The 23,127-nt window shown below is 33.5% G+C and carries 23 protein-coding genes; 9 read left to right on the forward strand and 14 right to left on the reverse strand.

The window, feature by feature from the left end:
* The first annotated feature begins 5 nt into the window (after positions 1–5).
* Positions 6–818 carry a UbiA prenyltransferase family protein gene (locus AAYQ05_RS18035; protein ID WP_343544774.1) on the forward strand — a complete coding sequence of 271 codons (813 nt, stop codon included), beginning with the start codon at positions 6–8 and terminating at the stop codon, positions 816–818.
* A 443-nt stretch (positions 819–1,261) separates the two neighbouring features.
* On the opposite strand, the gene AAYQ05_RS18040 is transcribed toward AAYQ05_RS18035, so the two are convergent.
* The 7 genes from AAYQ05_RS18040 to AAYQ05_RS18070 all read right to left on the reverse strand — a co-directional run bounded on the left by AAYQ05_RS18040 (position 1,262) and on the right by AAYQ05_RS18070 (position 5,441).
* Positions 1,262–1,657, reverse strand: a complete 396-nt coding sequence (locus AAYQ05_RS18040) for a DUF1090 domain-containing protein (protein WP_343544775.1) — start codon at positions 1,655–1,657, stop codon at positions 1,262–1,264.
* Between the two features lie 66 nt (positions 1,658–1,723).
* Complete coding sequence (locus AAYQ05_RS18045) at positions 1,724–2,179, reverse strand: SRPBCC family protein (protein WP_343544776.1); 456 nt, start codon at positions 2,177–2,179, stop codon at positions 1,724–1,726.
* A 171-nt stretch (positions 2,180–2,350) separates the two neighbouring features.
* Positions 2,351–3,256: a TIGR01777 family oxidoreductase gene (locus AAYQ05_RS18050; protein ID WP_343544777.1), complete on the reverse strand. Its 906-nt coding sequence runs from the start codon at positions 3,254–3,256 to the stop codon at positions 2,351–2,353.
* A 111-nt stretch (positions 3,257–3,367) separates the two neighbouring features.
* The gene (locus AAYQ05_RS18055) at positions 3,368–3,754 is read right to left on the reverse strand and encodes a hypothetical protein (RefSeq protein WP_066033505.1); all 387 of its coding nucleotides are present in this window, start codon (positions 3,752–3,754) and stop codon (positions 3,368–3,370) included.
* Positions 3,755–3,766: 12 nt separating this feature from the next.
* Entirely contained in the window at positions 3,767–4,120 is a 354-nt protein-coding gene (locus AAYQ05_RS18060; RefSeq protein WP_343544778.1) for a hypothetical protein, read from the reverse strand.
* Positions 4,121–4,139: 19 nt separating this feature from the next.
* A complete protein-coding gene (locus AAYQ05_RS18065; RefSeq protein WP_343544779.1) occupies positions 4,140–4,877 on the reverse strand; it encodes a YqjF family protein in 738 nt (245 codons plus the stop codon).
* Between the two features lie 60 nt (positions 4,878–4,937).
* Positions 4,938–5,441: a GbsR/MarR family transcriptional regulator gene (locus AAYQ05_RS18070; protein WP_177211992.1), complete on the reverse strand. Its 504-nt coding sequence runs from the start codon at positions 5,439–5,441 to the stop codon at positions 4,938–4,940.
* 138 nt (positions 5,442–5,579) lie between these two features.
* On the opposite strand from AAYQ05_RS18070, the gene AAYQ05_RS18075 reads away from it, so the two are divergent.
* The 3 genes from AAYQ05_RS18075 (at position 5,580) to AAYQ05_RS18085 (ending at position 7,674) form a co-directional block, all read left to right on the forward strand.
* On the forward strand, positions 5,580–6,842 hold the full coding sequence (locus AAYQ05_RS18075; RefSeq protein ID WP_343544780.1) for a cation:proton antiporter: 1,263 nt from the start codon (positions 5,580–5,582) through the stop codon (positions 6,840–6,842).
* A gap of 237 nt (positions 6,843–7,079) precedes the next feature.
* Positions 7,080–7,322, forward strand: a complete 243-nt coding sequence (locus tag AAYQ05_RS18080; protein ID WP_343544781.1) for a type II toxin-antitoxin system HicA family toxin — start codon at positions 7,080–7,082, stop codon at positions 7,320–7,322.
* A gap of 1 nt (position 7,323) precedes the next feature.
* Positions 7,324–7,674, forward strand: a complete 351-nt coding sequence (locus AAYQ05_RS18085) for a type II toxin-antitoxin system HicB family antitoxin (protein ID WP_343544782.1) — start codon at positions 7,324–7,326, stop codon at positions 7,672–7,674.
* Positions 7,675–7,707: 33 nt separating this feature from the next.
* On the opposite strand, the gene AAYQ05_RS18090 is transcribed toward AAYQ05_RS18085, so the two are convergent.
* The 7 genes from AAYQ05_RS18090 to AAYQ05_RS18120 all read right to left on the reverse strand — a co-directional run bounded on the left by AAYQ05_RS18090 (position 7,708) and on the right by AAYQ05_RS18120 (position 16,823).
* Entirely contained in the window at positions 7,708–8,367 is a 660-nt protein-coding gene (locus tag AAYQ05_RS18090; RefSeq protein ID WP_343544783.1) for a SanA/YdcF family protein, read from the reverse strand.
* Positions 8,368–8,510: 143 nt separating this feature from the next.
* Positions 8,511–10,538: a M3 family metallopeptidase gene (locus AAYQ05_RS18095; RefSeq protein ID WP_343544784.1), complete on the reverse strand. Its 2,028-nt coding sequence runs from the start codon at positions 10,536–10,538 to the stop codon at positions 8,511–8,513.
* 121 nt (positions 10,539–10,659) lie between these two features.
* Complete coding sequence (purE, locus tag AAYQ05_RS18100) at positions 10,660–11,145, reverse strand: 5-(carboxyamino)imidazole ribonucleotide mutase (protein ID WP_073418297.1); 486 nt, start codon at positions 11,143–11,145, stop codon at positions 10,660–10,662.
* 84 nt (positions 11,146–11,229) lie between these two features.
* The gene (locus AAYQ05_RS18105) at positions 11,230–12,390 is read right to left on the reverse strand and encodes a 5-(carboxyamino)imidazole ribonucleotide synthase (RefSeq protein ID WP_343544785.1); all 1,161 of its coding nucleotides are present in this window, start codon (positions 12,388–12,390) and stop codon (positions 11,230–11,232) included.
* Positions 12,391–12,661: 271 nt separating this feature from the next.
* Positions 12,662–13,213 carry a HEAT-like fold family protein gene (locus AAYQ05_RS18110; protein ID WP_343544786.1) on the reverse strand — a complete coding sequence of 184 codons (552 nt, stop codon included), beginning with the start codon at positions 13,211–13,213 and terminating at the stop codon, positions 12,662–12,664.
* Positions 13,214–13,236: 23 nt separating this feature from the next.
* Positions 13,237–15,327 carry a TonB-dependent receptor gene (locus AAYQ05_RS18115; RefSeq protein WP_343544787.1) on the reverse strand — a complete coding sequence of 697 codons (2,091 nt, stop codon included), beginning with the start codon at positions 15,325–15,327 and terminating at the stop codon, positions 13,237–13,239.
* A gap of 215 nt (positions 15,328–15,542) precedes the next feature.
* Positions 15,543–16,823, reverse strand: coding sequence for a PQQ-dependent sugar dehydrogenase (locus AAYQ05_RS18120; RefSeq protein ID WP_343544788.1), 1,281 nt, complete (start codon positions 16,821–16,823; stop codon positions 15,543–15,545).
* 186 nt (positions 16,824–17,009) lie between these two features.
* On the opposite strand from AAYQ05_RS18120, the gene hpt reads away from it, so the two are divergent.
* From hpt to AAYQ05_RS18145, 5 genes are all read left to right on the forward strand, one after another.
* The gene (hpt, locus tag AAYQ05_RS18125; RefSeq protein ID WP_343544789.1) at positions 17,010–17,540 is read left to right on the forward strand and encodes a hypoxanthine phosphoribosyltransferase; all 531 of its coding nucleotides are present in this window, start codon (positions 17,010–17,012) and stop codon (positions 17,538–17,540) included.
* A gap of 63 nt (positions 17,541–17,603) precedes the next feature.
* On the forward strand, positions 17,604–18,176 hold the full coding sequence (locus tag AAYQ05_RS18130) for an adenylate kinase (protein ID WP_343544790.1): 573 nt from the start codon (positions 17,604–17,606) through the stop codon (positions 18,174–18,176).
* 201 nt (positions 18,177–18,377) lie between these two features.
* A complete protein-coding gene (locus tag AAYQ05_RS18135; RefSeq protein WP_343544791.1) occupies positions 18,378–19,652 on the forward strand; it encodes a hemolysin family protein in 1,275 nt (424 codons plus the stop codon).
* 104 nt (positions 19,653–19,756) lie between these two features.
* A complete protein-coding gene (gene obgE / locus AAYQ05_RS18140; RefSeq protein ID WP_289057119.1) occupies positions 19,757–20,758 on the forward strand; it encodes a GTPase ObgE in 1,002 nt (333 codons plus the stop codon).
* Between the two features lie 174 nt (positions 20,759–20,932).
* Positions 20,933–23,077 carry a S46 family peptidase gene (locus tag AAYQ05_RS18145; RefSeq protein WP_343544792.1) on the forward strand — a complete coding sequence of 715 codons (2,145 nt, stop codon included), beginning with the start codon at positions 20,933–20,935 and terminating at the stop codon, positions 23,075–23,077.
* Positions 23,078–23,127 lie beyond the last annotated feature (50 nt).

Genomic DNA, 23,127 nt, shown 5'->3' on the forward strand with positions numbered 1-23,127 from the left:
GAGGTATGATAGTATCAAAACGAATCTTAGATTTTTATCTAAATAGCAGTATTCATGTGGCTTTATCGTGTTACGCTCTTGTGCGAATTACGTTTCATGTATTTCATATTCAATATGATGAGCCGATGGCACTTTTTGTTTTTTTTGGCACAATTGTAGGATATAATTTCGTAAAATATGATGCGCTGGTTCGCGTAAAGAAAAATCAAATAGGAACGCAGCTAAAAATTATAGCCGTTTTGAGTTTTATTTCGCTGATTTTGGTTGGGTATTATTTTTTCCATTTAAAGCGAATTACCCAAATTGTCTCCGTTGGAATTTTTGCCATAACGGCGCTTTATACTTTACCCTTTTTTCCAAACCGAAAAAATGCTAGGAATTGGGCTGGCGTAAAAATTTATATTGTAGCGCTCTGCTGGGTTGGTGCAACTTTGGTTTTGCCTCTCATAAATGCCGAAATTCCATTTACAATAGATTTCTTTATCAAATGTATTCAGCGATTTATATTGGTTTTTGTGTTGATTTTGGTTTTTGAGATTCTGGATCTCGCAAATGATGATCCGCATCTTCAAACCGTTCCGCAGACAATTGGCGTTAAGAAAACCAAACTTTTAGGATTTCTGTTATTGATTCCGTTTTGGTTTTTAGAAGTTTTTATTTCAACATTCAATTATCACGATGCAATTATAAATCTTATCATGGTTATTATGCTGATGTTGTTTATTGCATTTGCCAATCCAAATCGGTCCAAATATTATACTTCTTTTTGGGTAGAAAGTGTACCGATTTTTTGGTGGCTGATGATTCTTTTTCTATAAAAATATTTAGGGCGTGCCCCCGATAATACAGGCGGGTAAAATTACTTTGCGCTTATTTGCCCGCCTGCATTATCGGGGTCGGGCTATCCGCGCTACTTCGGTAGCCAGCTCCTATCCCTCACGCAACCGTAAAACGAGGAAAATTCATTTTTAAAATATATTCAGAGAAACAACATATTAAGAATATTGCAAATAATTTTAACCATTGAAACCACGGGCTATGTTTAAAATTAGAATTTGAAAAATAAATTTTAATTTAATTGTTTTGAATTGCCTCCAGCTTTAGCTGGAGGTAAAAGAAGTCTTCAAACAGGGCTTTAGCCAAATGACAAAGTTCAGCTAAAGCCAAGACAATCTATCATAATTTATCCTCGAGCTAAAGCTGTAGGCAATTGAAATTAGCTTTTTTTATCTGCCCAATCTGTTAAATCTGCGAGAGAAAATTATTTCGTTTTCTGTTCCGCCAAAGCTTTATTTAAATCAGCTTTAGCTTCATTTAGTTTTTTCCTTTTTTTGTCGATTTTTTCTTTGCTTTCATTCTCTTTAATAGCTTTGTTCAACTCGGCTGTTCTTTCATTTACTTCTTGCTGTTTCTCTTTTACCTTTTTGTCAAGATCTTTATTTACTGTTTTAGTAGTGCAGTTTTTCTTGGTTTGCGCAATAGCCTCTTCAAGACCTTTTATCTGATTTTGATTTCCGGCTTTTTTTGCAGCAGCTAATTTTGTGTTTAATTCACATAATTTTCTTTCGCATCCTTTTAAAGCGGCGCAATTACTTTGAGAAAATCCAACAAAAGAAATGGTAAAAAGAAGTATAATTAATATCGTTTTCACTTTCATAAGTATATTTTTTGATTTGTAATTAATTCTTTTTGAGAATAATACTTATAAAGTTAAATAAATTATCTAAACGTACTTCTCTGAAACCAATTTTAAAATTTTATTTCTTTCCAAAAGAAAATTCGTCAAATGTTTTTTCAAAAACAAAACATCAAACAATTTTCCAAATATCCCAAACGGAGTTTCATATTGCAATTTATCTTTCATGACTGTAATGCCATTTTCTTCTTCAAAAAAATGTTCATGTTTGAAGGTTTTGAATTTGCCTTTTTCCATTTCATCTACAAAACAATCATAAAAATTCATTGCAGTAATTCGGCTTTCGTGAATGATGTAAAATCCAAAATGTTTGCCGCGCCAAGTTACCGTTTCTCCAAAATTTATTAAACCAGATGTTATTCCAGCAATCGCTTTTTCTTTTGAAGGACTAGCAGATTGCTGGTGAACATCGATATTTCGAGATGCATCAAAAACGATTTTTTTTGATGCTTTTATTTTGGTTGTGAGGTTTATTGTTGTCATGATTTTCTTGTTTGTGCGTTGTTTTGTCATTTCGACGAAGGAGAAATCCTCGCAAGAAGCTCGACAAAGATTGGCTTATTGGCGCGGAGTTACTTGTGAAGATTTGCTTCGCCTATTCGCTATCGCTCGTGTCTCCTTCGTCGAAATGACAAAACTATGTGAATTTGGGTTTTAAATTAAATCTCGAAAAGCCTCATCAATATCCCCAAACTTAAATAGAAACCCATTTTCTAAAAGTCGTTTCGGAATCACATTTCTGCTTTTTAAAACCAATTCAGTTTCTGTTCGAATAAAGAAAGATCCAATTTCAAGAAAGAATTTGTTCAACGGAATTCCAAAAGGAAAACCAACAGCTTTTCGAAGTTTTTCCATGAAATCAACATTTCTAATTGGAGTAGGAGAAACGATATTGATAACGCCAATAATTTCTTTTTCAATTATAAAATCAACAGCATTCGCAAAATCTTCTTCGTGAATCCAGCTTACAAACTGATTGCCACTTCCTTGTTTTCCTCCAAAACCTATTTTTGTCAAAGTCTTTAACGGAACAAAAGCACCGCCATTTTTACCTAAAACAATTGAAGTTCGCAAAGCTGTTTTTAAAGTCTTTGGAGTTTCGGTTTTAAAGAATGCTTTTTCCCAAGAAAGCGCCACATTTATAGAAAAATCATTTCCAATTTCGCCGTCTATTTCATTCATTTGTTTGTCAAGTGAAAAGCGGTAAATAGTTGCTGTTGAAGAATTCAGCCAATGTTTAGGAGGATTTTTACAATTCAAAACCGCTTTATTTAAGACTTTTGTACTGTCAATTCGTGACCAAAGAATCTCTTTTTTGTTCTCTTTCGTATAACGGCAATCAACAGATTTTCCTGCGAGATTGATTAAAACGGTTGCATTTTCTAATTCCTTTTCCCAACCAGTAAAAGTTCTGGCATTCCAGTTTACATATTTAATTCCGTTTAAGGTTTGAGATTTTCCTCGAGTCAGAATTACAATTTCTTCAAATTTATCTTTGAAATGATTCACTAAAACTTGTCCTAAAAAACCTGTTCCGGCCGCGATTATGAGTTTTTTCATTTGAGTTTTTTTTTTAGCCACGAATCACACGAATTTTCACGAATTTAAAAATGTATAAAAGCAATTTGAAAATTAATTCGTGAAAATTTGTGTAATTCGTGGCAAACTATTTTAAGCTTTAAAAACCAATCTTTCTTCTCTTTGAGCTTCTTTTGCTTTTCTTTTTCCTCTAAAAAAGAAATACAAATTAAAGAACAACATAATACCAAGATAAATAGAAAATCCGCCGATTTTATAACTCAGTCTTTCAATTAATTCCTGATAGCTATCTTGATTTAATTGAAGTTCCAAAATCATTAATGCAAAACCAATATTTAAAAGATAGAATCCAGTTTCAAAAAGTTTGTTCGTCGCTTCAGCAATTTCTTCACGGCCTTTAAATATGTCGAGCATAAAGATTTTTCCATTTTTGAAAAGGGTTTTAGAAACGTAATAAGTTAAAAATAAAGCGACTGGTAAATAAATTCCGTAACCGATTAAGATTTTTGTAGTTTCCATAATATTTGAATTTTAGTTGTTGTGAATTAGTTTTTGAACGTATTTGGTTATAATCAAAATGTTGAGGTAATGCAGAATTGAGATAATAAAAATTATAACAGATGTTTTGATACAGAGTATTTCGACCAATTGAGATGAAGAAATAATTTTTTGCCAGGAAATTAAAGTCATTGCACAATAGCCAATGTTTAAAAGGCAATAGGCTAAAAGTAAAACCTGATTAATTTTTTGGCAGAGATCGGCGTGATTTGGAATTAGTTCTAAAACAAAAATATTTCCGTTTTTGTAGCAGATTTTCCCAACTTTTAGGATAATGAAAATGGTTATGCTGAGGTAAACAAAATACCCAATGATATTAAAATTCATGATTTCCCAATTTATGAGGTTAATACATCTCTTTCAGAGCAGGAAGCATTTGCAATTTTCTTTTGTTCTTCACTGTAATTTTTGAGCCTTGAGCTAAGAAAACCGAAGTTGGTTTTTGAGTTTGAAGGAATCCAAAATCACTTCCATAATTTTTTTCGAAATCAATATCAATTTTATGATTTACAACTTCAAATTGTTCCCATCTCGGATATGTCACTTCATATTCAAAAGTGGTTTCTTCATCGATTTTTGTATACCCGAAGTAATGCTCTGTAATGAATTCAGCTTCAGAATCGATTTCGATTTTGCTTAAGTCTTTTTTGGTTTCAATTTCAATTGTATTCCATTCCTTGTCATTCTTCCATTGATATATAAAAGTATTCGTGTTTTGATTTTCTATTATTTCATGTCTCATTTTCTGAGTTTCATAATGTTCTTGATACAAAGTATTGGCGATAAAAGTGATGGCTTTTTTAGGAACAATTTCTTTAATGAAAACTACACCACGTTTCCATTCACCGTTTTCAAAACGTTTTACATAAAATCTCAGATTCACTTCTTCAAAATCGATATGAAACGGAACTTTCAATCCTAAAACTCTGGTATTTTTAAACATAAATCCAACTAGACTGACATAACATTTGTTGTCCCAAATATCGATATCAGTTCCTGCAGGAAGATATTTTTCTAAGATTTCAGCATCAATTTCATAATTGGCAAGTGCTAAGTTTTTCCATTCTGCTTTTAAGAAGTTCATATCAATTGTTTTTAAGATTTTAAACTTTCAGAAAAAAATGAAAGTTTAGGTTAAATTTTTTTACTTCATCATTTTCATGACCAATTTACCTAACCAGTTATCATTGAATTCAGTCATTTTGTCTAACATATTATCTGCTTTCAAAACAAAATCGTATAATTTGGTGGTTTGATCTACAAAGTGTTTTTCTTCTGCTGAATCTTTCGCTTCAATTGTCGAAACTTCTTTTAAGATTTTAAGCGTTGGTTTAATTTCTCTTTTACTTCTTTCTCTGGAAATTTTAACTGCTAATTCGTCTAAATCTTTTTCTGCGGTGAAAAATTCTTTTCTTTCTCCTGCTTTAAATTCTTTATAGACAATTCCCCAATCCATTAAACTTCTTAAATTCATGCTTGCATTTCCGCGAGAAATTTGCAATTCTTCCATAATGTCTTCCATAGAAATAGGTTCGTTTGAAACCATCAATAAAGCGTGGATCTGTGCCATTGTTTTATTAATGCCCCATTGAGAACCTAATGCTCCCCAAGTTTGAACGAACTTATTTTTTGCTTCTTTGAATTCCATGAAACAAATGTATGTAAAAGTTTTTAAACTTTCAAAAATAATTGAAACATATTTAACGAATAATAAAGTTATGTTAATTCAACGCAAGAAATTTTTGATTAAATAATGGTACAGTTATTTTTGTAAAAATCACAATTTATGGAATTATACTACACATTTTCGGTGCTAATTGTATTGGCATCTTTCTTCGCCTATTTGAATTTAAGATTTTTAAAACTTCCTGGAACCATCGGAATCATGATTATTGCCATGTTGGTTTCAGTCGGAATTCGTCTTTTGGGAGATTCTTATTTTCCCGCAACTACCAAGCATTTTTTCGATCTGATAAAAGAATTCGACTTCAACGAAATCCTAATGGGAGCCATGTTGAATTTTCTTTTATTCGCTGGAGCATTGCACGTAAATATGGCTGATCTGAAAGAACAAAAAGTGCCTATTATGATTTATTCTACAGTAAGTGTTGTCTTATCAGCTTTGATAATTTCGATGCTTCTTTTTTATATCGCGCCACTTTTAGGGATAAAAATACCTTACATATTTTGTTTAGTTTTTGGAACTCTAATTTCTCCAACTGATCCAATTGTGGTTTTAGGAGTTTTAAAAGAAGCGAAAGTTCCAAAAAGAATAGAAACTAAAATTGTTGGTGAGTCATTGTTTAATGATGGAGTGGCAGTAGTAATGTTTGCTGTTGTTCTAAAAATGGCAACCGATCCAACATTTGATGCGACTTTTGGCTCAATCTCTTTGCTGTTTATAGAAGAAGGAGTCGGCGGACTTTTATTAGGAGCGGTTTTTGGATTCACAGCTTCAAGAGTCATGAAAAAAGTTGATGACTATAAAGTTTCGGTTTTAATTACTCTCTCTATAGTAACGGGCGGATTTTTAGTTGCCCAAGCATTACACGTTTCTAGTCCGCTGGCGATGGTAGTTGCAGGATTGATTATTGGAAATTACGGTAAAAAAGTTGCTATGAGCGAAGTCACTAAAGATTATCTTGGGAAGTTTTGGGAGCTTATCGACGAAATCTTAAATGCGGTTTTATTCCTGTTTATTGGTTTTGAATTGTTGTTGCTGCCAGATTTAAACAAACAATTATTAACAGGTTTTGTAGCTATTTTTATCGTTCTTTTTTCAAGATTAACGGCTATCGTTTTACCTTGGAAGTTCTTTGATATCTTTAAGTTTTTTGGAATAAGGTCTGCATATAACAAAGGTTCTCTTATGGTTTTGGTTTGGGGCGGAATTCGCGGAGGAGTTTCTATTGCATTAGTACTTTCTATGCCCGAAGGAGAATACAAAAACCTTTTACTTGAAGTAACTTATATCGTAGTATTATTTTCAATTGTAGTGCAAGGTTTGACAGTTGGAAAGCTTGCAAAACGAGTTTTGGAGAAAGAGTAGAGAAAAAATATAGAATAAAGAGTAAAGAAAATAGATGCTAGAATAAAGATTTTATTTTTAAACTATTTAAAAAAAAGACTTGCAAATATTCTTGCAAGTCTTTTTTTATGAATTGTTTTCGTTAGATATTTTAACTTTAGGATATTTCGGTTTTGAAAGGCATTTCTTATTTTTGTAGCATGATTCGATTTGCGACTAAATTATAGTTGCAAATTAAAGATATAATGATAAATTTGTATGAGTAAGGTTGAAAAACTTATTGAAAGATTAAAATCAAAACCAAAAGATTTTTCTTGGGATGAAATGCTGAAAGTTTTAAATCACTTTGGTTATAAACAAATCTCACAAGGAAAAACTGGTGGTTCAAGAAGAAAATTTGTGAATGAAAATAAACAGATTATTAGCTTGCACGAACCACATCCGCAAAAAGTCTTGAAAGGATATCAACTTGATATAATTATTGAATATTTAGAATTGTAAGATGAAAAACTACTTAGAATATAATGGGTATATTGGTACATTAGAATTTTCTGCAGATGATAAAATGTTCTTTGGAAAAATTCAAGGTATAAATGATTTGGTGAGCTTTGAAGGTTCTTCTGTTACAGAATTGGAAGAAGCTTTCAAAGAAGCTGTTGAGGATTATTTAGAGACATGTAAATTATTAAATAAAATCCCAGATAAAACATATAAAGGATCTTTTAATGTGAGAGTTTCACAAGAATTACATCAAAAAATAGCCCTTTTGGCTTCTAGAAAAGGATTGAATTTAAATGAAGTTGTAAAGGAGGCTTTGTCTTATGTGGTCAAACATGAAGAAATTTTAAATTAAGAAAACCCGAAACATTTCTGTTTCGGGTTTTCTTTATCGCTTATCTTCTTTAGAATAATTAGATTCTCCATTAATATTAATTTCTCCACCTAAAAAACGAGGTTCACGATTTCTTAAAACATCGAAAAAAGATTTAAAAACCGAACCATATTCTCTAAAGCGAACATAATTATATCCAAGATATTCTCCTTTATTGGCAGAATATCCAGAAGATTTAATGCCTAGTTTTTGTCCAATATAAATGGCGCGATTTAAATGATATTCTTGCGAAATTAAAGTTGCTTTTTTAATCTTAAAAATGTGTTTGGCGCGATACATTGTTGAATACGTATCAAATCCCGCGTAATCAATAAAAATTTTTGTAGTGTCAACGCCATGATTGTAACAATAATTTTTCATTACTGTCAATTCATCGTATTCGTCACGACCATTATCTCCAGAAAGCAGAATTTTATTGATACGTTTTGCTTTCCAAAGCATAATTCCTGCATCTAAACGATCTTTTAAATATTTGCTTGGCTGATTTCCATTAATTCCTGCGCCAAAAATAATTCCGACATCATTTTTAGGAAATTTTTTTATGGAATAATAAATGTTCTTTTTAGTCGAAGATTTAACATAATAGTTTACCGAAACAATGGCAATCAATCCGATAATTGAAAGATAAAGCGCTATTTTAAAATATTTTTTCATGGCTTGTATTTGTAAGATAAGATTTAAAAATACGAAGGTAGTTAAAGTAAAATCAAATAAAAAACCGAAGTATTTCTACTTCGGTTTTAAAATTTAATTCTGTAAGAAGCTTAGCAACTTAGGAGCTTAGTATCTTAGAAGCTTTATAACAATCCAGCTCTTTTCAATAAAGCCTCTGGTTTCGGTTCTTGACCTCTAAAGCGTTTGTATAAAATCATTGGGTGTTCTGTTCCTCCTTTTGAAAGAACGTTATCTTTAAATTTCTTAGCAATATCTTCGTTAAAGATTCCATTTTCATGGAAATATTCAAAAGCATCTGCATCTAAAACTTCAGCCCATTTGTAGCTGTAATATCCAGAAGAATATCCACCTTGAAAAATATGTGAAAAAGCGGTACTCATCGCGTTTTCTTTTACATCAGGATACAATTGCGTGTTGGCAAATTGCTCAGTTTCGAAGGTTTTTAAATCGGTAATATTTGTTGGATCTTGTCCGTGCCAAGCCATGTCTAATAATCCAAAACTTAACTGACGCAATGTTGCTAAACCTTCTTGAAAACTCGCACTTTCTTTGATTTTCTGAACGTACTCAATCGGAATAATTTCTCCCGTTTCATAATGATTCGCAAACAAAGCCAAAGCTTCTGGTTCGTAACACCAGTTTTCCATAATCTGACTTGGTAATTCTACAAAATCCCAATAAACTGAAGTTCCAGATAAACTTGGGTAAACTGTGTCAGCCAACATTCCGTGCAAACCGTGCCCGAATTCGTGGAATAAAGTTGTTACTTCATTAAAAGTCAATAATGAAGGTTTTGTTTCGGTTGGTTTTGTAAAATTACAAACGTTTGAAATGTGTGGTCTTTCGTTTACGCCGTCTTTTACATATTGTGATTTGAATGAAGTCATCCATGCACCGTTTCTTTTTCCTTTTCTTGGGAAGAAATCAGCGTAGAAAATCGAAACTAGATTATTATCAGCATCTCGAACTTCATATGTGGTTACTTCTTCGTGGTATTTATCTATGTCAAAAACCTCTGTAAAAGTTAAACCGTATAATTTTTTGGCAACTGTGAATGCACCGTCTAAAACTTTTTCTAATTGAAAATAAGGTTTCAATTTTTCATCATCTAAATTAAAAAGCTGTTGTTTTAATTTTTCAGAATAATAAGCGCCGTCCCATTTTTCTAATTGCTCGATTCCGTCTAATTCTTTTGCGAAAGCAGTCAATTCGGCAAATTCTTTTTGAGCTGCTGGTTTTGCTTTTGCCAATAAATCATTCAAGAAAGAGAAAACTTTCTCCGGACTTTCGGCCATTCTTTCTTCCAAAACAAAATGAGCATGCGTTTTGTAGCCTAATAAATTGGCTCTTTCATGACGAAGTTTAGCAATTTTCAGAACGTTTTCTTCATTGTTGAATTCGTTTTTCTGAAAACCTTTTGCGCCAAAAGCGATTGCCATTTTTTTACGCAATTCACGATTGTCAGCATAAGTCAAAAACGGAACGTAACTTGGATAATCTAAAGTAAAAATCCAGCCTTCTTTTTCCTGATTTTTTGCCAATAATCTTGCCGCTTCAATTGTGCCTTCTGGTAAACCGGCTAAATCTTTTTCATCAGTTAAATGCAATTCGAAGTTGTTGGTTTCAGCCAAAACATTTTCGCCAAATTGTAAACTCAATTTCGATAATTCTTTGTCGATTTCTCTTAACTGATTTTTCTTGTCTTCTGGCAAATTGGCTCCGTTTCTCGAAAAGCTTTTGTATTTTTTATCTAATAAAGTAGTTTGTTCCGGATTCAGATTTAAACTTTCTTTCTGGTCATAAACCGCTTTTACTTTTGCAAATAATTCAGCATTTAAGCGAATGTCATTTCCAAATTCTGAAAGTAAAGGCGAAACTTCCTGTGCAATTTTCTGCATTTCGTCATTCGTTTCAGCCGAATTCAAATTGAAGAAAATGCTAGAAAGACGATCTAAAATATCTCCAGAATAATCCATTGCCACAATTGTATTTTCAAAAGTTGGTGCGTCTGGATTATTTACAATAGCATCAATTTCGGCTTTAGCCAAAGCAATTCCTTCTGTAAAAGCAGGAACGTAATCTTCGGTTTTAATTTGCGAAAAAGGTGCTGTGTTATGTTTGGTATTGAAATATTGTGTTAAGATACTCATATTGCAGTTTTTTATCCTGCAAGGTTTTCAAAACCTTGTAGGTATTTTAGAAGTATTTTATTTTGATTGTGATAATAAGACCTACAAGGTTTTGAAAACCTTGCAGGAATTTATGGGAGAATTATTTCTTCAAACCTTCAGCCGCTTTATTAACCGCCGCTTTCAATTCTTCTTTATAAGAAATAATAGTATCTAAAACTTTTTTGTCGTGACTTCCGATGATTTGCGCCGCTAAGATTCCAGCATTTTTTGCTCCGTTTAAAGCAACAGTCGCAACTGGAACGCCCCCTGGCATTTGCAGAATCGATAATACTGAATCCCAGCCATCAATTGAATTGCTTGATTTTACAGGAACTCCAATTACTGGAAGCGGCGACATTGAAGCCACCATTCCTGGTAAATGTGCTGCACCACCCGCACCGGCAATAATTACAGAGATTCCACGATTGTGTGCATTTTTGCTGAAATCGAATAATTTCTCCGGTGTTCTGTGTGCTGAAACAATATCTACTTCAACTTCTACATTAAATTGTTTTAATATGTCGATTGCATCTTGCATAACTGGCATGTCTGAGATGCTTCCCATTATAATAGCTACTTTGCTCATGTTTTTTATTTAAAGATTAAATGATTGAAAGATTTAAAAATTATCGCATGAATCTTTAAATTTTTCAATCTTTAAATTTTTTAATTATTGTGAAATCACTCTAATCGTGTTCTTAACTTCCTGCGCAATTCTTCTGGCTTCTGCCATATCTTCATTTACGATTGTAACGTGACCCATTTTTCTGAACGGACGCGTTTGTTTTTTACCGTAGATATGTGGCGTAACGCCATCCCATCCTAAAATAGTTTCGATGTTTTCATAGACTACATTTCCAGAATGACCTTCGGCACCCACTAAATTTACCATAATTCCGGCAACTTTACTGTCGGTATTTCCTAATGGAAGATCTAAAATCGCACGTAAGTGATTTTCGAATTGTGAAGTATAACTCGCTTCAATAGAATAATGTCCTGAATTGTGTGGGCGAGGCGCAACTTCGTTTACTAAAATCTCGTCGTCTTGAGTCTGGAACATTTCAACAGCCAAAAGACCAACGTGGTTGAAGTTCTCTGAAACTTGTAAAGCAATCGCTCTAGCTTTTTCAGCTACTTTTTTGTCAATTCTTGCTGGACAAATTACATATTCAACTTGGTTTGCTTCTGGATGAAATTCCATTTCGACAACCGGATAGGTTTTCATTTCTCCCGATGGATTTCTTACCACAATTACCGCCAATTCGTTTTTGAACGGAACCATAGTTTCTGCAATACATTCTACATTTGGAAGATTATCTAAATCTGAAACTTCGCGAACTATTTTTACTCCGTTTCCATCATAACCAAATTCGGTGCATTTCCACACGAAAGGCAATTTGATTGTTGATTGTTGATTAACGATTTCTGATTTTAGATTTTCAAGGTTCTCAAATCTTTTGAAAGGTGCGGTTGGGATATTATTTTTAGCGTAAAATTCTTTTTGAACGCCTTTATTCTGAATTCCTTTTAAGGTTTTTGGAGATGGATATACTTTTAAACCTTCATTTTCTAATTGCGTTAAAGCTTCAAGGTTTACCAATTCGATTTCGAAAGTCAAAACATCGACTTGTTTTCCAAAGTTGTAAACCGTTTCATAATCCATTAAATCGCCTTGAAAAAATTTGTTGCAGGCAATTTTACTCGGTGCTTCGTCGCTTGGATCAAGAACGTAAGTTTGTATGTCAAATTTTCGGGTATCAAACAAAAGCATTTTGCCTAATTGTCCGCCACCTAATATTCCTAATTTAAAATCAGAAGAAAAATAATTCATTTTGTGTTGTGTTTTTGCAAAGATACCTTTTAATCTTTTTTTAGCCAAAATTTAGTTTTTCTGTCACAAATTGATAAAGTTTTGCCACAGATTAAAAGGATTAAAAAGATTCTTCTCTATGTGTTTTTTTGGTTGCCACGAATAACACAAATTTTCGCGAATTATTTTTTTAAGTTCAGCTTAAAAAATTAGTGTGAATTTGTGTAATTAGTGGTAAAATGACAAAATAGAAAATCCTTTCTAATCCTTTTAATCTGTGGCTAACCCAAAACTATTTTATTTTTTTCAACACTTCTTTGGCGACGGCTTTATAGGCTGCTGAATGATCTCCGAAATCTTTATCAATAATCACTTTGAGTTCGGGGTGAATCCAGTCGTAATGATTTCCTAAAACATATAAAGTTCTTATAGAATAAGCTTTTGTTGCCACTTTGACATCGTTTATCAACCAATCAAAAGAAGCTTCAATAATATGTTGTAAGTTGTTTTCGGAAAGAGAAATACTATTTTCGTTTTTTTTGTAATGAGATTTTACCAAAAGCTGCGTCACTTTTGCGATTGGACGCATGGAACTTTCGTCTTTTAAAATTTTCAAATTCGAACAGAAAAAATCAAGATGTGGTTGTAGCCAAAGCAATTCTTCGTACGAAACAAATTCTAAAATCCAGCAGGCTTTATGATTGTTTTTGTCTTCTGGCGAAAAACAAATTGAAACTAATTCACTAAAAAGTGAAGGATTTTCTAAAACATCCTGCGCTGCTTTTAGACGGTTTTCTCTATAAGCATTGACATAATCCAGTTTTTTCTGCAGTTCGGAAAGCATTGTTTTTGATGTTTAGTACAATGCTAAAATACATAATTTAATGAGATAATTCCGTAATAGTTTATTGGTAAACCTGGATAATAGAATCTCGGTTGCGCATTTCCAATTCCTGTTGCATTGGTTAAAATCATTGAAGCATATTTTTCGTTCATGACATTATTTATTCCCGCATCAAGATGAGCTTTTAAACCTGATAGAATTTCAAATTGATAACCGGTTTTTAAATTCAAAAGTGAATAAGAATCGGAATAATCTGCATTAGAATCGTTCATCGGAATTTTATCTGTAAACTGGAAATCGGCAGTAAAGTAAAATCCCGAATTTAGGTTTAAAGTAAAACCTGCGCTTGCAGTATTGGCTGGAACTCCGGTGAGTTTATTTCCAGAGAAATCATTTCCATTATCTACAAATTCTTTGAACTCATATTTTCCGACTGAAGCGCCAACATAAGAGTTTAAAGTAAAAATTCGATTAATCGGCCAATTATGATTTAAGGAAATTTCAATTCCTTCATGAAAAGTTTTCCCGGCATTTACACCTTCGTATTGATCGTCTCCAATTCTTTTGGCGACTAATAAATCTTTAATTTCCATTCGGTAAATGGCAATTTCGGTGTAGAGTTTTTTATTGAAAAAATGCAATTTTTCGCCCAATTCAAAGTTATAGCCAGTTTCGGGTTTAATATCAGAATTGATGTTTCCTGTTGAAGTTAAAGTTTCTTCGGTTGCGGGAAGAGAAAATCCTCGGCTCACAGAAAAATAAACGGTCTGAATTTCATTTGGTTTGTAGAGAAAAGAAAGCTGAGGTGAAAAAATGCCATCATAACTATAATGTTCCGTTGGATTATTCGCGGAAGCGGGAAAATCATTCTGCAATTCAAATTTGGTTTTGTTGTAATTCAAACCAGCCTGAATTTCAAAATGTTCAGAAAGCAAAGTTCTGATTTGAGAAAAAATATTATAAAAATGCCTTTTTTGATTCGTTGCAGAGAGCTGATCGCCTTGTAAACTTCCATTTCCATTATTTTGTTGATATAAATTCTGAAAAGTATTTCCGCTATAATTGTCGTTGAAATATTCAATTCCGCCAATAAATTGATTTTTAATTTTTCCGATTCTAAAATCTCCTGAAAATTGCGTTCGTGCACCTGACGCAAAAGTATATTGACGCAAAACATCAAAAGGACGTGGCTCGTTGCTGTCTTTATAATTGATAAAAAAAGAAGTTGAATTTTGAAGATGATCATTTAATTTGAAATCATAAGCCAATCCTGCCAAAGTCGATTTGTATTCTTTAAAACCTTTTGAAGCAACCCAAGTTGGCGCGCCCGCTTGCGGATTATTCTCGAAAGTGGTTTTATTAATAGAACTCGGAATATAAGCTTTCAAATAAGTGTAATTGGAAAAGTATGTCAACTTGCTGTTTTCCTTTCCGAATAATTCTCCACCAAGTGTAATTCCTTCCCGATTGTAAGCGCTGTTTTCGCGCCAACCGTCGGTTTTTAAATTATGATAACTAAGATTTAAAGATGCGCTTTTTTCATTTAGATTAAAACCGACTCTGTTTTTCAATAAGCCAAAAGATCCAAAAACAGAACTGACTTCAGTTTGATAATTTCCTTTATTAAATGTTTGGGGCGAAATTAAAATCGCTCCGCCCAATCCAGCTCCGTAAATACTCGAAAGCGGGCCTTTAATCACTTCAACCTGATTGATGTTTTGAAGATCAATATCATCAATAACCGTTTCGCTGTTTCCAGAAGTTAGTGGAATATTTCCATAAAAAGCTCTTATTTTATTAGTTCCGTATGGAGTTCTGGCTCCAATTCCGCGAATCGAAATTCGGGTTGTGGTAATATTCGAAGATTGCATAAAAACACCAGGAATAGTATTAATGACGGTGCTAATATCCGTAGTGTTATTTCGAAGTAATTCTTTTTCAGATAAAACACCAATCGAAGCCGGACTATTCTGCAAATCCCGATTAATATGAAGCGGACTTATTAAAACTTCGTTTAGTTTTTGGGTTTTGGTAGAATCAATATTTTCTTGTGCTGAAATGTTTTTAGAAACAAAAAGAATCAAAAGAAAAAGAAAACATTTTTGAAAAGGCATAAATGAGCGAAGTTAAAAGTGCTGTTTTATTTTAACACATAGAAACATAGTCATTGATTGAGGCAAAAAAGGCGTTTCACTTATCAAAAGCCACACAGAAAAACTATGTGTGAAAACGAGTTTTCTTACTAACATCTTTTTAAACAAAAATCTATGTCTCTATGTGTTTAAAATCTTTTTATAGATTGGAATTTGGAATTTCAAAAATTGGAATTTTATTTAGCTGCTACCTTCCAAATCGTATTTCCGCTATCGTCATTTACCAAAAGCGATCCATCATTCATAACAGTAACCGCAACCGGACGCCCGTAAACTTCTGCTTTATCATTGTCAGAAATAAAGCCAGTTAAAAAATCTTCTGGCTTTCCTGATGGTTTTCCATCTTTAAAAGGAACAAATAAAACTTTGTAACCTGAAATTACAGATCGGTTCCAAGAACCATGTTGACCTACAAATGCGCCATTTTTGTATTTTGCAGGAAAAGCATCTTTAGTATAAAAAGCCAACCCAAGCGAAGCCGTATGCGCACCAACAGGAACATCGGGAACAATAGCTTTTTCTATTAAATCTTTTCGTTCACCTTTCCCTTTCCATCTAGGATCAGGAATGCTTCCAAAATAGGAGTAAGGCCATCCATAAAAACCGCCTCTTTTTACACTCGTAATATAATCCGGAACCAAATCGTCACCAAGTTCATCTCTTTCATTTACTGCAGTCCAAAGTTCTTTTTTATTGGCCGGATTCCAGTCCATTCCCATTGGGTTTCTAAGCCCGTCAGCATAAATTTTTTCGTCGTTTCCGTCAGGATTAATTTCTAAAATTGCCGCGCGACGAATTTCTTTATTCATTCCGTTTTCTCCCACATTACTTCCGGAACCTACGCCAATATAAATTTTTGTTCCTTCAGGATTAGCGAGCAAACTTCTTGTCCAGTGATTGTTGTATCCGCCAGCAGGAAGCTCAATAATTTTAGTTCCTTTGGTTTCTAATTTTAAAGGAGCATTTTTATAAGGATAACGGTAAAGTCCGTCAGTATTGGCAATGTAAAAAAAGTCGTTAAGAATTAGCATCCCTAAAGGTCTGTTTAAACCAGAAATAAAAACTTCGCGAGTTTCATATTTTCCATCTTTATCCTTGTCACGCAAAACTATAATTTGGTTTTTGCTTGTTCTGGTTCCGCTTTCAACAACAAAAATATCATTGTTTGGCCCTATATAACTCCAACGCGGATTTTCGAAACCGTCAGCAAATTTTGTAACTGTAAAACCTTCGGGAGCTTTTGGCGTTTTGCCTTCTGGCCAGCCTATAACTTTGCTGTTCTTTGTTTTTGATTCGGTTGCGTAGGGCGGAGGAAGTGTAATATCTCCGATAGCCGTTTTCACAACGTTTCCGGGCTGTTTGGCAAGTGCTTCCTTTTCTTCTTTTTTAACCTGTCCGTTACAGGCAGTCATTAAGGCTAATAGTGGTATAGATAACAGCGTTAAGGATTTTTTCATCGGTTTTTTGGAGTTAAATAATTATATCACAACAATTTACTGAAAAATCCTATAGTGTCAAAAAATGATTTGTAAACATTAACTGATATTTAACATTCACAAAAAATATCTTGATACAGTTTATTTTGATATAAGCTGTTAAGTTCTAATTCTGTATCTTTGTCCATTATTTTAAAAAGAAAAATAATGATACAACTTCACGATAAACAATTTGTTCCGTTTATTTCGGCTAAAGAAATTGATTTTGCTTTAACTAAAATAGTAGCTCAGGTAGAAGACGATTTTGGAGATGATACACCAATTTTTATTGGAGTGTTGAATGGTGCTTTTATGGTGGTGTCAGATTTTCTAAAAAAATATAAAAAACCATGCGAGGTTTCCTTTATCAAAATGGCATCGTATGAAGGAACTGAAACAACAAATTCGGTTAAAGAATTAATCGGAATCAATCAGGATCTTTCGGGAAGAACAGTTATTATCATCGAAGATATTATCGATACTGGAAATACAATCGAAGAATTGAAGCATTTGTTTAAAGCACAAAATGTAAAGCATTTTAAAATTGCAACATTATTCTTTAAACCAGAAGCATATAAAAAAGACATTAAAATAGATTATATCGGAATTCGTATTCCGAATAAATTTATTGTAGGTTACGGACTGGATTATGATGGTTTAGGACGAAACCTGACTGAGATTTACAAATTAGCAGAATAACACACAACTAAATATTCATTTTAAAACTTCTGAAAGACAGAAGTAACAACACTCATTTCAATTATGATTAACATCGTTTTATTTGGAAAGCCTGGTGCAGGAAAAGGAACTCAGGCAGAATTTTTAAAAGAAAAATACAATTTAACACACCTTTCAACAGGAGATATTTTTCGTTTCAATTTAAAAAATGATACTGAACTAGGAAAACAAGCAAGAGTTTTTATGGACAACGGAGAATTAGTTCCTTGCGAAGTAACAACTGCAATGTTAATCGATGAGGTAAAAAAACACCCTGATACAGCAGGATTTTTGTTCGACGGTTACCCAAGAACAATCAATCAGGCAGAAGCTTTAGACCAGTTTTTGCCAACAATTGGTTCTAGCGTGACGGCAACAATCGCTTTAGAAGCCGATGACGAAATTTTAGTAGCACGTCTATTAGAAAGAGGAAAAACAAGCGGAAGAGCAGATGATCAGGACGAAGAAAAAATTCGTGTGAGATACCAGGAATACAATGAAAAAACAGCTCCGCTAATCGATTACTATAAAGCGCAGAATAAATTTCACGCTGTAAACGGTATCGGAGAAATAAAAGATATTACAGAGCGCTTAACGTCAGTTATAGATAATTTGTAGAAGCTTTTTCCAGCTGTACGTTACGAGTCCTCACTAAAAAAACTATTTTTCTATACCATAAAACGAGCTTCCTTCGGTCGCTGTTTTCTGGCAAGAAAAATTAGTTTTTTTAGCTCCGGGCTCTTCACTTCCATCTGGGCTATTTAGATTACGATTACAAATTACATTAACGAGACTATTTTATAACGAATCCCCTATCAATTGGAAATACTAATAATATTTTTTCTAATTCTACTAAACGGAGTTTTCTCCATGTCTGAAATCGCTTTGATTTCGGCCCGTAAAAACAGGCTTGAAACAGCTGCGAAAAAAGGCAACAAAAGTGCTAAAACAGCACTTGATTTAGCCAATTCCCCAAATAAATTCTTATCGACAGTACAAATCGGAATCACCCTAATCGGAATTTTGACGGGTATTTATTCTGGAGATAAAGTTACTGCCGATGTTGAGGTTATTGTATCTGGAATTGTAGTTTTGAAACCTTATGCTCATTCAATTGCAGTTGGAATTGTAGTTGTAATTTTAACTTTCTTCTCATTGGTTTTGGGAGAATTACTTCCAAAACGTATCGGATTAAATTATCCGGAAGCTATTGCTAAAATGGTAGCAATGCCTATGAAAGTCATTTCGATTATTACGGCGCCGTTTATTTGGCTGTTAACTTCTTCAACAGATTTTTTGTTGAATATTTTACAGATCAAACCAACCGCTGACGGAAAAGTTACCGAAGAAGAAATTAAAGCGATTATTAAAGAAGGAACCGAAGTGGGAGAAGTTCAAGAAATTGAACAGGATATTGTGGAGCGTGTTTTCCATATTGGAGATAGAAAAGTAAGTTCGTTAATGACACACCGTAAATCGGTTGACATGTTGCCTTTAAAAGCGGATAAAGCTAAAATTAAAGAACTGGTAGTTCAAGATTTGCATGCGGTTTATCCGGTTTATAATGACAACTATGATGATATTGTTGGAGTTGCAACTCTAAAAAATATATTTGCGAATATAGAAAATGATAATTTTGATTTTTCATCAATTATAACTGAAGCACCTTATTTAATGGAGCAGACTACGGCTTACAAAGCTTTGGAAAACTTCAAGAAAACAGGAATTCATTACGCTTTAGTTTCAGATGAATATGGCGTTTTTCAAGGTATGATTACGTTGAATGACATTCTAGAAGCTTTAGTTGGAGACGCATCAGAGTTTTACAAAGACGAATTCCAGCTTATAGAAAGAGAAGACGGTTCATGGCTGGTTGACGGACATTATTCGTTACACGATTTTTTAACTTATTTCGAGTTAGATGAATTAACCAACGATTACGAAGTAAACACCGTAAGCGGAATGATTATGACGGAGCTTTCTCATATTCCAAAAGAAGGTGAGAAATTAGTCTGGCAGAAATTCGTCCTTGAAGTGATTGACATGGATGGCGTTAAGATTGACAAAGTGCTTGTGAGAGCATTAAAAGAGTAGAGAAATTTGTTTCAAGTTTAATGTTTCAAGTTTCAGGTTAACAGCAATGTGAGTAAACTTGAAACTTGAAATTTGAAACTTGAAACTACACATAAACAAAAACAATGACAGAAGGAAATTTTGTAGATTACGTTAAGATATATGTTTCTTCCGGAAAAGGAGGGAAAGGATCTACGCATTTACATAGAGAGAAATTTATTGAAAAAGGTGGGCCAGACGGTGGAGACGGTGGCCGTGGAGGACATGTGTATTTAGTTGGGAATAAAGGACTCTGGACATTATTTCATTTAAAGTTTGCGCGCCACATTAAAGCGGGTCACGGTGGAGATGGAGGTTCTGACAGAAGTACAGGTGCAGACGGAGAAGATAAAATCATTGAAGTGCCACTAGGGACTGTTGTGAAAGACAAAGAAACTGGAGAAACTCTCTTTGAAATTACAGAACACGGAGAAAAACAGATTCTTGCAAGAGGGGGAAAGGGAGGTTTAGGAAACTGGCATTTTAGAAGTTCGACAAATCAAACACCTCGTTATGCACAGCCTGGTTTATTGGGTGTAGAAATGGATGTGATTCTGGAACTTAAAGTTTTGGCAGATGTTGGTTTAGTTGGTTTCCCGAATGCAGGAAAATCTACTTTATTGTCAGTATTGACTTCGGCAAAACCAAAAATTGCAGATTATCCTTTTACGACTTTAAAACCAAATCTAGGAATCGTAGCCTACAGAGATTTTCAATCTTTTGTAATTGCAGATATTCCTGGAATTATCGAAGGCGCTGCCGAAGGAAAAGGTTTAGGACATTATTTCTTGCGTCACATTGAACGTAATTCGACTTTGTTGTTTTTAATACCAGTTGATACAGCGGACATAAAAGGAGAGTACGATATTTTGGTTAACGAATTAACGAAATACAATCCTGAAATGTTAGATAAAGAACGTCTTGTCGTGATTTCAAAATGCGATATGCTTGATGATGAATTGAAAGCTGAACTGAAAGCTGAATTAGATGTTTCTTTCAAAGGTGTTCCATACATGTTTATATCTTCTGTTGCGCAGCAAGGTTTGACAGATTTGAAAGACAGACTTTGGAAAATGCTTAACGAATAGTAAAGCTTACTTAGATATTAAAAAGGTGTTCTGTTTTAAGAACACCTTTTTTGTTTTATAATGTTAAATTCGTAATAAACTGCTAAAAATCTAATGTCATTTTTAATTTTAAGATTGCTTAGGTTGAGATAATTGCTAAAATGACTTATATTCGCATCACTTAAACAAAATAACATGAAAAAAGTAATTTTATTCTTGACCATGTGCCTTATGGCTTTCCCAATGAGAGCTGATGAAGGAATGTGGTTTTTGATGTTTATCGAAAGATTGAACCATAGAGATATGGAAAAAATGGGCTTGCAATTGACAGCCGAAGAAATTTACAGTATCAATCATCATAGCTTAAAAGATGCAATTGTACAGTTCAATGGAGGTTGTACTGCAGAAATTGTTTCAAACAGCGGATTGGTCCTTACAAATCACCACTGTGGATATAGCGCGATTGCAGAACTTTCGACAGCAGAACAAAATCATTTGAAAAATGGTTTTTGGGCAAAAAGTCGTTCTGAAGAGTTAAAGCCTAAATCTTTGTTTGTTCGTTTCTTCGTTCGTATGGATGATGTTTCTAAAAGAATCTTATCTAAAGTAAACGATCAAATGACAGAAACTGAAAGAAACAAAATCATTCAGCAAGAAATCGCTTTGATTGAAAAAGAAAACAGCGAAAACGGAAAATACACTGTTTCTGTTCGTCCTTTCTTTCAAGGAAATGAATATTACTATTTTGTTTACCAAGATTACACAGACGTACGTTTAGTAGGAACTCCTCCTGAAAGTGTTGGTAAATTTGGTGGAGATACAGACAACTGGGAATGGCCTCGCCAAACTGGAGATTTCTCTATGTTTAGAGTTTATGCAGATAAAGACGGAAATCCTGCAGCATATTCTAAAGACAATGTGCCATTACAGCCAAAACACCATTTACCTGTAAGTTTAAAAGGAGTAAAAGAAAATGATTTTGCAATGATCTTAGGATATCCAGGAAGAACAAACCGTTGGATGCCAGCTGGAGGAATTGAGCAAAACATTAAATATGCTTATCCTGCTTGGGTTGAAGGTGCAAAAACAGGAATGGATGTAATGAAAAAGTATATGGATAAAGATGCAACTGTTCGTTTACAGTATGCTTCTAAATATGCTTCGACTGCAAATTACTGGAAAAACCGTCAAGGTATGATTGATGCTTTAACAAAAGCGGGTACAGTTGATACTAAAACGGAACAAGAAGATAAATTCTATGAGTGGGCTACTAAACCTGCAAACAAAGAGAAATATGAAAATGTAATTCCGACTATCAACGATTATTATAGAGAGACAAACTTAAAAGCACGTCATGATAATTATTTGATGCAACTTTTGCGTACTTCTAGTTATGCTACAGGGCCTGCTAATTTAGGAAATGCATTAATCGCTTACTATAAAGAAAATGATGCAAAGAAAGCTGAAATGCTTCCTAAAATCAACGCAATGGTTGAGAATATTTATGGTGAGTTTTATGCTCCATTGGAAAAAGATATTTTAACAGCTCAGTTGAATTTATATGCTTCTAAAGCTGCTGAATATGGACTTGCTCCAGAAATCGCAAAAATGAAAACAGCTAATAATGGTGATTTTACTGCAGATGTAGCAAAAGCAACTGAGATTAGCTACTTTACAAGCAAAGAAAAAGTATTGGCTTTCTTAGCTGATCCGAAACCATTAGCAATTGTACACGATCCTTTGTATATTATTTCTAATGATTTATTGACAAAATATCGTGCTAAAACAGACGACCAAGCAAAAGCTGATGATGGTTTTGCTGCTGCTTACCGTAAATTGGTTGAAGGTTTAAGAGAATCTAAATTGAATGCAATTAAATATCCAGATGCAAACTCTACTTTGAGATTGACTTACGGAAAAGTTCGCGCTTTACCTGCAGATCCTCGTAATGATGCTAAAATCAATAACTATACTACAATGGAAAGTATGGTTAAAAAATATAAAGCAGGAGATCAGGAATTTGATTTGCCAGCTCGTTTATTAGAGTTGAACAAGAAAAAAGATTTCGGACAATATGCTGATAAAGCAGGTTACATGCCAGTAAACTTCTTAACTGATAACGATATTACTGGAGGAAACTCAGGTTCGCCAGTTCTTAACGGAAAAGGAGAGTTAATCGGTATTGCTTTTGACGGTAACATCGAAGCAATGGCTGGAGACGTAATTTTCGATTCTAAATTACAAAGAACTATCAACGTTGATATTCGTTATGTCCTTTGGATTATCGACAAATACGCTGGAGCTAAAAATATTATCGACGAATTGACGATTGCAAAATAATCTTCATTTCTTTATATAAAAATAAACCCGACAAGTTTTTGAAACCTGTC

The organism is Flavobacterium movens (genome assembly GCF_039581425.1).
In the GTDB taxonomy this organism is placed as follows: Bacteria; Bacteroidota; Bacteroidia; order Flavobacteriales; family Flavobacteriaceae; genus Flavobacterium; species Flavobacterium luteolum.

What these genes read in the sequence shown, in the direction of transcription:
- AAYQ05_RS18035 (WP_343544774.1), top strand. Translation starts at nt 6, where the DNA reads ATGATAGTATCAAAACGAATCTTAGATTTTTATCTAAATAGCAGTATT.
- AAYQ05_RS18040 (WP_343544775.1), bottom strand. Translation starts at nt 1,657, where the DNA reads ATGAAAGTGAAAACGATATTAATTATACTTCTTTTTACCATTTCTTTT.
- AAYQ05_RS18045 (WP_343544776.1), bottom strand. Translation starts at nt 2,179, where the DNA reads ATGACAACAATAAACCTCACAACCAAAATAAAAGCATCAAAAAAAATC.
- AAYQ05_RS18050 (WP_343544777.1), bottom strand. Translation starts at nt 3,256, where the DNA reads ATGAAAAAACTCATAATCGCGGCCGGAACAGGTTTTTTAGGACAAGTT.
- AAYQ05_RS18055 (WP_066033505.1), bottom strand. Translation starts at nt 3,754, where the DNA reads ATGGAAACTACAAAAATCTTAATCGGTTACGGAATTTATTTACCAGTC.
- AAYQ05_RS18060 (WP_343544778.1), bottom strand. Translation starts at nt 4,120, where the DNA reads ATGAATTTTAATATCATTGGGTATTTTGTTTACCTCAGCATAACCATT.
- AAYQ05_RS18065 (WP_343544779.1), bottom strand. Translation starts at nt 4,877, where the DNA reads ATGAACTTCTTAAAAGCAGAATGGAAAAACTTAGCACTTGCCAATTAT.
- AAYQ05_RS18070 (WP_177211992.1), bottom strand. Translation starts at nt 5,441, where the DNA reads ATGGAATTCAAAGAAGCAAAAAATAAGTTCGTTCAAACTTGGGGAGCA.
- AAYQ05_RS18075 (WP_343544780.1), top strand. Translation starts at nt 5,580, where the DNA reads ATGGAATTATACTACACATTTTCGGTGCTAATTGTATTGGCATCTTTC.
- AAYQ05_RS18080 (WP_343544781.1), top strand. Translation starts at nt 7,080, where the DNA reads ATGAGTAAGGTTGAAAAACTTATTGAAAGATTAAAATCAAAACCAAAA.
- AAYQ05_RS18085 (WP_343544782.1), top strand. Translation starts at nt 7,324, where the DNA reads ATGAAAAACTACTTAGAATATAATGGGTATATTGGTACATTAGAATTT.
- AAYQ05_RS18090 (WP_343544783.1), bottom strand. Translation starts at nt 8,367, where the DNA reads ATGAAAAAATATTTTAAAATAGCGCTTTATCTTTCAATTATCGGATTG.
- AAYQ05_RS18095 (WP_343544784.1), bottom strand. Translation starts at nt 10,538, where the DNA reads ATGAGTATCTTAACACAATATTTCAATACCAAACATAACACAGCACCT.
- purE (WP_073418297.1), bottom strand. Translation starts at nt 11,145, where the DNA reads ATGAGCAAAGTAGCTATTATAATGGGAAGCATCTCAGACATGCCAGTT.
- AAYQ05_RS18105 (WP_343544785.1), bottom strand. Translation starts at nt 12,390, where the DNA reads ATGAATTATTTTTCTTCTGATTTTAAATTAGGAATATTAGGTGGCGGA.
- AAYQ05_RS18110 (WP_343544786.1), bottom strand. Translation starts at nt 13,213, where the DNA reads ATGCTTTCCGAACTGCAGAAAAAACTGGATTATGTCAATGCTTATAGA.
- AAYQ05_RS18115 (WP_343544787.1), bottom strand. Translation starts at nt 15,327, where the DNA reads ATGCCTTTTCAAAAATGTTTTCTTTTTCTTTTGATTCTTTTTGTTTCT.
- AAYQ05_RS18120 (WP_343544788.1), bottom strand. Translation starts at nt 16,823, where the DNA reads ATGAAAAAATCCTTAACGCTGTTATCTATACCACTATTAGCCTTAATG.
- hpt (WP_343544789.1), top strand. Translation starts at nt 17,010, where the DNA reads ATGATACAACTTCACGATAAACAATTTGTTCCGTTTATTTCGGCTAAA.
- AAYQ05_RS18130 (WP_343544790.1), top strand. Translation starts at nt 17,604, where the DNA reads ATGATTAACATCGTTTTATTTGGAAAGCCTGGTGCAGGAAAAGGAACT.
- obgE (WP_289057119.1), top strand. Translation starts at nt 19,757, where the DNA reads ATGACAGAAGGAAATTTTGTAGATTACGTTAAGATATATGTTTCTTCC.
- AAYQ05_RS18145 (WP_343544792.1), top strand. Translation starts at nt 20,933, where the DNA reads ATGAAAAAAGTAATTTTATTCTTGACCATGTGCCTTATGGCTTTCCCA.